9 protein-coding genes are annotated in these 8,732 nt (G+C 64.6%); 2 read left to right on the top strand and 7 right to left on the bottom strand.

Annotation, left to right across the window (positions count from 1 at the left end):
- The 7 genes from ABC383_RS28225 to ABC383_RS28195 all read right to left on the bottom strand — a co-directional run.
- Nucleotides 1-459 (bottom strand): hypothetical protein (locus tag ABC383_RS28225; protein WP_413019352.1); only part of this gene is annotated, 459 nt, incomplete at its 3' end.
- 226 nt (nucleotides 460-685) lie between these two features.
- Nucleotides 686-1,540, bottom strand: a complete 855-nt coding sequence (locus ABC383_RS28220) for a sulfotransferase family protein (protein ID WP_413018530.1) — start codon at nucleotides 1,538-1,540, stop codon at nucleotides 686-688.
- On the bottom strand, nucleotides 1,518-2,033 hold the full coding sequence (locus tag ABC383_RS28215) for a hypothetical protein (protein WP_413018528.1): 516 nt from the start codon (nucleotides 2,031-2,033) through the stop codon (nucleotides 1,518-1,520). Before ABC383_RS28215 ends, ABC383_RS28220 begins: the two co-directional genes overlap by 23 nt.
- Nucleotides 2,034-2,659: 626 nt before the next feature.
- Entirely contained in the window at nucleotides 2,660-3,163 is a 504-nt protein-coding gene (locus ABC383_RS28210; protein ID WP_413018526.1) for a hypothetical protein, read from the bottom strand.
- A gap of 273 nt (nucleotides 3,164-3,436) precedes the next feature.
- Complete coding sequence (locus ABC383_RS28205; protein WP_413018524.1) at nucleotides 3,437-3,952, bottom strand: DUF1269 domain-containing protein; 516 nt, start codon at nucleotides 3,950-3,952, stop codon at nucleotides 3,437-3,439.
- Between the two features lie 166 nt (nucleotides 3,953-4,118).
- On the bottom strand, nucleotides 4,119-5,726 hold the full coding sequence (locus ABC383_RS28200) for a gamma-glutamyltransferase family protein (protein ID WP_413018522.1): 1,608 nt from the start codon (nucleotides 5,724-5,726) through the stop codon (nucleotides 4,119-4,121).
- A gap of 134 nt (nucleotides 5,727-5,860) precedes the next feature.
- Nucleotides 5,861-6,886 (bottom strand): Bug family tripartite tricarboxylate transporter substrate binding protein, encoded by a 1,026-nt coding sequence (locus tag ABC383_RS28195; RefSeq protein ID WP_413018520.1) that lies wholly within the window; start codon nucleotides 6,884-6,886, stop codon nucleotides 5,861-5,863.
- Nucleotides 6,887-7,194: 308 nt separating this feature from the next.
- Between ABC383_RS28195 and ABC383_RS28190 the strand changes: the two genes are divergently transcribed.
- Complete coding sequence (locus tag ABC383_RS28190) at nucleotides 7,195-7,923, top strand: GntR family transcriptional regulator (protein WP_413018518.1); 729 nt, start codon at nucleotides 7,195-7,197, stop codon at nucleotides 7,921-7,923.
- Nucleotides 7,901-8,732, top strand: an 832-nt coding sequence (locus ABC383_RS28185) for a Bug family tripartite tricarboxylate transporter substrate binding protein (protein WP_413019350.1), incomplete at its 3' end; no start/stop codon positions are given. The genes ABC383_RS28190 and ABC383_RS28185, both read left to right, overlap by 23 nt.

Here is an 8,732-nt window from a genome sequence, read left to right as displayed (position 1 = left end):
AGCCATGCCAGCCTGGCCAGCCAGGGCCGGGCTGCGAATCAGTCCGCTGCTGCCCGCGGCACCGACTGCGCCATTCAATGCGCCGGTATTGTTGAGCGGCAGGGAAACCGTTTGTCCGTTTACGGCGACAGGCGCGCTGGCGAGAATCGTCAGCGGTGCGGTGATTTCAGGCAGCGCTGTCGCGAGCGTCAGCGAAGTGACCGACGGGTCGATAACGATGGTGCTGTTTGCGTTGGCATTGGCACTGGTGATGGCTTCACGCAGGGACCCTGCGCCGCTGTCTGCAGACGAGGTCACGCTGTAGGTGGATGCCCATACCGGCGCGCTTGCGCTCAGAGACAGCAGTGCGACGCATACCGCGTGCGAGATGCGCTTGGGCTGGGTTCGCAGCGTTTCCTGTTTGCGCGCAGCACGTTGGGATGTGGAATGAAGATGACCAGTATTGCGAAGGGTGTTCAAGTTTTCTCCGTTGATAAGGCATGGGATACCAGCCAACGAAGCTTAGCGGAATTAATTTCCTGAGCGAAATTATTTTCTATGGGAAATATGCGGCGCTTTCAATCATGTTACCTTCGCGCCACATTATTGCAAAACCGGCATCGTGAAATGCAGTGCCAAGGGGAGTCCCTCACTGCTTGCAAGGACATGCCCGGTGCAGCAGTTTTTCGAGGAGAGCTGCAGCGAGTCAAATGACCTGAACGCCATGCAGATTGGCCTGCGGGTGAAGCCAGAAAGCGTCATTGCCAAAGCGGTTGAATACATCGGGCGGGAGGACCGTCTGCCGGGGGATGGCCTCGATTTTCGAGCGGACCGAATGCAGGCCGGGCGTGCCGGCGCGCATGTCGAATTCATCGGCCTCGTAGGCCACGTTATTGAAGTCGTGTGGATAGGATGCCTGCCCCAGATGCCGGTACACCGCTTCCAGCACGCGTGCAGGGTTGGTCACCAGGGTTTCATATTGCACCAGCAGAAGCTTGTTCGCGTGGGGCCCATAAAAGGCTTCTTTCAGGGCGTTATAGGAAAAGCCGACGAGACCATCGCCATTGGCAAGCATCTCGGCGCGTGAGTACACGGTGCCGCTCGTCTGGTAATTGAAAATGCCCGACGGCGAAAGGGCGTTTCTCTGCGCAAGTCGTTCTATGCTGTCGACGATCCAGGACACGTTGCGCACGCAGGCAATCACGCGGCTTTCCGGAAACAGCGCATTGAGTTGCGGCATCCAGGCGCACCAGCCCCGGTTCGTGTCGATGATGACCTGGGCCGTGTATTCAGGGCCGTAGTAGTTTTCGACGATGCCGCGCAACACGCGCAGCCTCTGCTCCGGCTTGATGAACACCGCGTACTCGTTGGCCGCGCTCATGTCCCGCAGCATGGAAGCCGCCATGCCATGGACAGGGCTGCTCATCGAGGCGTGGAAGGCCGGGTTCTGTTTCAGCAGCGCCGATAGCAGCGTTGAACCGGAACGTGGCAGTCCCGAGATGAAATGTATGGGGCGAATGATGGTGCTCCGTGAGGAATCAGGAAGGATGGTGGCCGGCATCGAACGGCCGGTGCCAGATAGAGCGTCCGTGCTGGTCCGCGCCCAATCGCTGAAGGCCCAGGTTCTGCATGTGCCCGATCGATCCGGGCAATTCAAGAGCGGCATTTTCAATGATGGCCGCGACACCGGCCGGCGCGCCCCGCTCGGTCCGGTAGTACTGCGCAAGCTGTTCAAACGACGCGCTGAAAATCTCCATCGCAATCCGGGAACGCCTATGCGCCTTGCCGACAAAGGTCCGGTACATCCAGTACATCGCACCGGAAGGCGTCAGCCTGTCCATGAAGAAGGAGCTGACACCCACGATATTCCAGTCCTGGTCCACCGCGATGCATCCCACTTCAAAGCTGCGTCGCCATGCTTCGCTGTCGTCGGCAATGGCGCCGTTCTCCATCCAGAAGCGCTGCAGTGCGGCCCTGATGCCAGGCGTCATTGCACCGTAGGCCCACAAAAAGGAGATCTGGCCGGACCGCGCAACGACAGGGAGTGTTTGCATGAGAAGTGTCGGGATGGATAACGTTCTTCGGGCGCCCTATCCGGCGCCCATCAAAGCGGCCCATCTTAGGTATCGGCATCCAGGTCTGTCAATGCTTGTGTTTTGCATAACGCTCGACTGGTGCAGACGTGAAGTAACCACCGCAGGCGGGCCGCTGCGCTGAATTTCCCTCTGCCTTTAGAGCGCTTTCGGTCTGACTGGCTTAGGCGAGACCGAGGCAGTGGCCCCGGAACAAGGGGTAGGCAGGGGTTTCGCAAAGCATTGCTTTGCGCCTGCAGGCGCAGACGCGCCCAGCAAGGGTGGGAATGAGTCGTAGCGGTGCTACGGCGAAGAGCCACAACGCAGGGCCGGGGCACTGGCCGGTATCGACAAGCTGGTCAGGCCGAGAGCGCTCTGATGTTCAGGTCATCGATCGCCAGGTCGGCTGTCATGCATGGCCCGCAGTTGCCCGTGCACGATGCAGCGCTCCAACGGAGCGGGAAGCATCGCCGGCTTCCTTCGGCTTGCAGGTCGTTGATGTTTGAGGTTCACACCCGGTGTGGGTGCTGCCGGCATGACGATGAATGCATCAGGCGGGCAAGCGTCACGCGTCGATGTCCGCCTGCCCTGCACTACGGCTGCTACTGCTACTGCGTCAGCGGCGCACCAGGCGCCGGGTTGGCTGCCGACGCCTGCGGCTCGGCCTTGCCTCGCCGGGCATGCTTGACTGGCTCGGCCTGGATGTTCGTCGTCTCTCCCATGATCACGCTGATCAGCGGCGGATAATCGTATGCGGCGCCGGACCCCGTATCGATGGCGGCGCCGATCACGCCGCCGAAAATGATGTTGCCGAATGCCATGGGCTTGGTGGTGGACTTGACCGTGGCCATCCCGGGTTCGCTGTTTTCCTTCTCGCACCTGACCTTCATGTCGTCATACGCCCGATGCACGGTCACGGTGCCCGGCGTGGTGACGTAATACACGCCCTTGCCGTTTTCCAGCTTGCAGGAGGCGCCTGGCACCTGCTCGGTCTTGTTCCTGGCCTCCACCGACACAACCTGGTTGGTGCCGCTAACGATGGATGCGCACCCGGTAAGTACCAAAGACGCAGCAATGACGACGAGCGCCGCCAGGCGCATGGATGACTTCATGAACATCACTCCCTGATTGCGGCAAGATGGTGTGCCGTTGCACCTTTAATTATTGTCGGCAGTAAAGCATGCAGGGGGACAACAAACCATCCCATATCCGCGGTAATTTTTCCGCGACTGGCTAGGAGCGCGAGGGGGAAAACATTAGCTCAGGCCGACGGCAGACAGCCCGCCGGCAAGATGTCAGGCAGCATCCTGAGGATGCGTCAAGGATGACCGGCGGCATCCATCACATGGCTGCAATGGATGCCGCCGACATGGAGGAATACAGTGTCACGGGAATGTCGGTATATGCGCCTCCTCGCCGCGAAAATGCATTTCCGGATGCCGCTGTGCAAGCAGGGCTTCCAGTTCATCGACCCGGCCCGACGGCACGTCCACCATCAGCAGGATGCTGCCCTTCTGCAATTCACCGTCGAAGGCTGCCAGGCGCGAATTGGGCAGGGAAGCGCCCTGCATGCTGGATGCCCAGGCGCCGAACAGGATGCCGACCAGCGTCGCGGCGACCATGAATGCGGCCTTCATGCCGGCGCTGGCGATGTCGAAGTAGTACAGCAGGCCGACGCCGGCCAGGAGGCCGAGGGCGGCGCCCAGGGCCATGCCCATCTCGGCGCCGCGCACGACGTCGGTTCTCTGCATCAGGCTGGCGCCAGGCAGGTCCGGCGGCAGCGGCTGGCCAGCGCTCAGGAAGCGGATATACCGGGCCTCGATGCGCGCCAGCAGAAGGTCGTTCATCGTGGCGCGGGCGGCGGGAAGGTCGGGCAGCAGGTAGTACAGGCGATGTCTCATGATGGTCTCCTTCGCATCGTGGCCTGCGCCTGACCCTGGGCGGGCTGCCCCGGGCGGCCCAGGCTGCTCACTGTGCATGCGTAAGACCAGTATAGAAAGCGCGCCAGAAAAGTCCCGGATTCTTTCGGGACTTTCGCCAGCCTATCGCTCAGGCAACGGCTACACGCTACATGCCGACCGGATAACCGTCCTTGCGGTGGTCCGATGCCGCCACATAGCCGCCTTCTGTGCGCATGGCCACCTGGGCGCAGCCGAACTCGGTGTCGAAGCGCGGCGCCACCTTGACCGTGTGGCCGCGCTGGCGCAGCCCCTCGATCGCCTCGGGCGGGAAATTCCATTCCACCGCGATGGTGACGTTGTCGTCCATCACCCGCCAGCGCGGCGCATCGCTGGCGGCCTGCGGGTTCTGGCCGTGGTCGGCGAAGCGGGCGGTCATCTGCAGATGGCCCTGGGCCTGCATCGAGCCGCCCATCACGCCGAAGCTGGCCAGCGGCGCGCCGCCGCGCATCAGGAAGCCCGGAATGATGGTGTGGAAGGGCCGCTTGCCGGGCGCCACCTGGTTGGGATGGCCGTCCTTCAGGGTGAAGCCCCAGCCGCGGTTGTGCAGGGCGATGCCGGTGTCCGGCACCACCACGCCCGAGCCGAAGCCCTTGAAGTTGGACTGGATCAGCGAAATCATCATGCCGTTCTCGTCGGCCGCCGTGAGATACACGGTGCCGCCGGAATGCGGGTTGCCGGCGCGGGCCGGCGCCGCGCGCTGCGGGTCGATCAGCTGGGCCCGGCGCTTCAGGTAATCCCGGTCCAGCAGATGGCTGGCGGTGACGGTTTTCATCGCATCCGGGTCGGCCACGTATTCGGCCATGTCGGCAAAGGCCAGCTTCATCGCTTCCAGCTGCAGGTGGACGGTGGCGGCGGTGTCCAGGCCCGCGGCCTGCATGTCGAAATGCTCCAGCATGCCCAGCGCCATCAGCGCGCCGATGCCCTGCCCGTTCGGCCCGATTTCCAGCAGTTCGAGGTCGCGGTAGCGCATGCCGATCGGGTCGACCCAGTCGACGCGGTGCGCCGCGAGATCGGCTTCGGTGAGCGCGCCGCCGGTATTTCTGGCATGCGCTGCGATCGCCGCCGCCAGTTCGCCATGATAGAAGTCGTCGCCCCTGCTGGCGGCGATGCGCTCCAGCGTGCGCGCCTGGCCGGGGCAGATGAAGCGCTCGCCCGGCAGCGGCGCCCTGCCCTGCGGCGCGAAGGCTTCCCGGTAGCCGGGCTGCGGCAGCATGTCGGCCACCTGGGCCTGCCATTGCCGGTGCACCGTGGGCGAGACCAGGTAGCCGTTGCGGGCATAGCGCAGGGCCGGCTCGAACAGGTCGGCGAAGGGCAGCTTGCCGAACTTGTCCGACAGCGCGCGCCAGGCCGAGACCGTGCCCGGCACGGTGACGGCGTCCCAGCCGCGCATCGGCATGCTGTCGCGGCCGGCGAAATAGTCGGGCGTCCATGCGCCCGGCGCCCGGCCGGAGGCGTTCAGGCCGTGGATGCGGCTGCCGTCCCACAGGATGGCGAAGGCATCGCCGCCGATGCCGTTCATGCACGGCTCGACCACGGTCAGCGCGATGGCGGTGGCAAGGGCGGCGTCCACCGCGTTGCCGCCGCGCGCGAACATCTGCAGGCCGGCGGACGCGGCCAGCGGCTGCGAGGTGCTGACCACATTGGCCGCCAGCAGCGGCATGCGCTGCGAGGTATAGGGATAATCGAGCAGCGATGCCGCCAGGTTGTTCTGCATGTCTTCCTCCGTCTTGTTGGTTGCGCTGGCGCGGCGGCTTCATGCGGATGCATGCCGCCTGCGCCATGGGCCGGCCAGCATAGCGGCCCGCGCCGGAGTCGGCAATGGCGCCTGGCCCGAATGCCGGCGTTAGTTCAGTCGAGCTTGACCTTGGCGGTTTCCACCACCTTGCCCCAGGTGCTGAACTCCTGCTCCATCATCTTGCCGAACTCCGGGGCGGGCGTGAATTTCAGCTCGACGCCCTGCGCCTCCATCGCCTCGCGCACGCCGGGCGCGGCCACCGCGCTCTGGATCGCGGCCGACAGCGCCTTGATGGCCGGGGCCGGCGTGCCTTTCGGCACCACGAAGCCGAACAGGTTGTTGGCCTCGAAGCCCGGCACGCCGGCTTCCTGCACGGTGGGCACGTCCGGCATCGACGACACCCGCTTGCCGGATGCCACCGCCAGCACCCTGAGCTTGCCGGCCTTCACGTGCGGCATCGAGGCCGGGATGCTGTCGAACATCATCGCCGAGCTGCCGCCGATCAGGTCAGGCAGGGCCTGTGAGCTGCCCTTGTACGGCACATGCAGCACGTCGACGCCGGTCTTGATCTTGAACAGCTCCGACTCCAGGTGCGACAGCGTGCCCGGCCCCTGCGAGGCGAAGTTGTACTTGCCGGGCGCCGCCTTCAGGTAGCTGATCAGCTCGCCCACGTTCTGAGCCGGGGTCGACAGCGGCACCACCAGCATGTGCGGCACCGTGCCCACGCCCGCCACCGGCACGAAGTCGCGCAGCAGGTGGGCCGGCTGGGCCGAATAGGCCGCGGCGGCGATGGCGGCATTGGTGACCGCGCCGAGGTAGATGGTGTAGCCGTCCGCCGGCGCGCGGGCCGCGGCGATCAGGCCGATGTTGCCGCCGGCGCCGGGCCGGTTTTCAACGATGACGCTCTGGCCAAGCGCTTCCGACATCTTCTGGCCAATGGCGCGCGCCAGCACGTCGGTGGCGCCGGCCGGCGGAAACGACAGCAGCAGGTGGACCGGCTTGTCGGGGTAGGCGGCATGCGCCGGTGCGGCCAGCGCCATGCCTGCGGCGAGGGCGAGAAGGCCCGCTTTGGCCACGACGCGGGAGAAACGGTGAAATGGCTTGCGGACGGCAGGAGAGACGCTTGCGTTCAAATTCATGGTTATGCCCTGAGCGGTTGGTCGTTTGAATAAAGAGTTGATGTGAGACGGCGGCGCACGCGGCCGCCGCAAGTCATTTCCCTCATGCAGCTTTCATGCCTGCATTGCTGCGCCTTGCGCACCGTCCATAGTCAGGCGAAAAACCTTGCGCCCTGCGTTCCATGGCCGAACACGCACCACAGTGAACCATCGACTGCATTCCAGGGCAACACTCTTTTTTGCGATCTTTGCCTGCCGTCATGTTGTGCGATATTCGTACATCGTATACGATCTACGAAATTGATAACAAGCCGAAGCACGAAAACGCCATGCCCCTGACCATGCCCTGGACCGAAGACAGCCCCGCCGGCACCCTGCTTTCCCAGGTACGCGACGTGCCGCTGGCGCACCTGGTGCGGGACGAGATCCTGGCTTCCATCCTGCGCGGCGAGTTCAGCCCGGGGGAGCGGATCACCGAACCCACCATCGCCTCGCGCCTGGGCGTGTCACGGGTGCCGGTGCGCGAGGCGCTGCGCGACCTGGAGCACATGGGGCTGGTGGAATCGAAGAAGCATGCCGGCGTGCTGGTGCGCCAGCTGTCCAACCGCGAAACCCGCGACCTGTACCAGCTGCGCTCGGTGCTGGACGCCTTCGCCGGCCGCGAAGCCGCCGCCAGTGCCGACCCGGCGCTGCTGGCCTTGCTGGAACAGCGTCTGGCGGCCATGGATGCCGCGGTGCAGGCGCGCGACGTGATGGCCTACTACGAAGCCAACCTGCGTTTTCATTGGGACATCATCCATGCCAGCGGGAACCGCGAGATCTGCGACATCTATCGCGGCGTGGTGCAGAAGCTGCACATGGCGCGGCTGCGCAACCTGTCGACCGACGTCGGCATCCTCAATTCCATTAAAGAGCATCACGCCATCGTCGATGCCATCAAGAACAAGCGGGCCGACATCTGCGAAGCGCTGATGGCCAGCCACGTGAAAGCCGCCGGAGAGCGGCTCCAGAAAATACTATTCGAAGGAGACAATCATGAAAAGAAGACTAGCCCTTAAGACATTTGCGCTGACGCTGGGCGTCGGCGCGCTGGCCGCGCCGCACTGGGCGCTGGCGCAGGAAGCCTGGCCCAGCAGGCCGGTGAAGATCGTCGCGCCCGTGGCGCCGGGCGGCGGCGTGGACCTGGTGGCTAGAACCATCGCCGACCGCCTGACCAAGCCCTTCGGCCAGAGCTTCATCGTGGAAAACCAGAGCGGCGGCGGCGGCGTGATCGCTTCGCAGAACGTGACCCGCGCCGCGCCCGACGGCTACACGCTGATGCTGGGCTATGTCGGCACCCACGGCACCAATCCGGCGGTGCGCAAATTGCCCTACGACGCCATCAACGGCTTCACGCCCATCGCGATGGTGGGCGGCACGCCCAATGTGCTGGTGGTCACGCCCAACCTGCCGGTGAAGTCGGTGGCCGACCTGGTGACCTACCTCAAGGCCAATCCGGGCAAGGCCAGCTACGGCAGCGCCGGCCCCGGCACCCTGACCCACCTGGTGATGGAGCAGTTCAAGGAAAACACCCAGACCTTCATGGTGCATGCGCCCTATCGCGGCATCGGCCCGGCCATCATGGACGTGCTGGGCGGCCAGACGCAGGCGATGTTTCCCGGCCTGGCGGCGGCGCTGCCGCATATCAAGGGCGGCAAGCTGAAGCCGCTGGCCGTCACCGGCACCAGCCGCCACCGCCTGCTGCCGGACGTGCCCACCATGGAAGAGCTGGGCTACAAGGGCTTCGACGGCGTGCAGTGGTATGGCATCGTCGGTCCGGCCGGCATGCCGCAGCCCATCGTGGCAAAACTCAACACCGAGATCAACA

The organism is Noviherbaspirillum phoenicis (assembly GCF_047237965.1).
Classification (GTDB): Bacteria; Pseudomonadota; Gammaproteobacteria; order Burkholderiales; family Burkholderiaceae_D; genus Noviherbaspirillum_A.
Note: the sequence above shows the minus strand (reverse complement) of the source record. Positions and strands in the feature narration are given on the sequence as shown.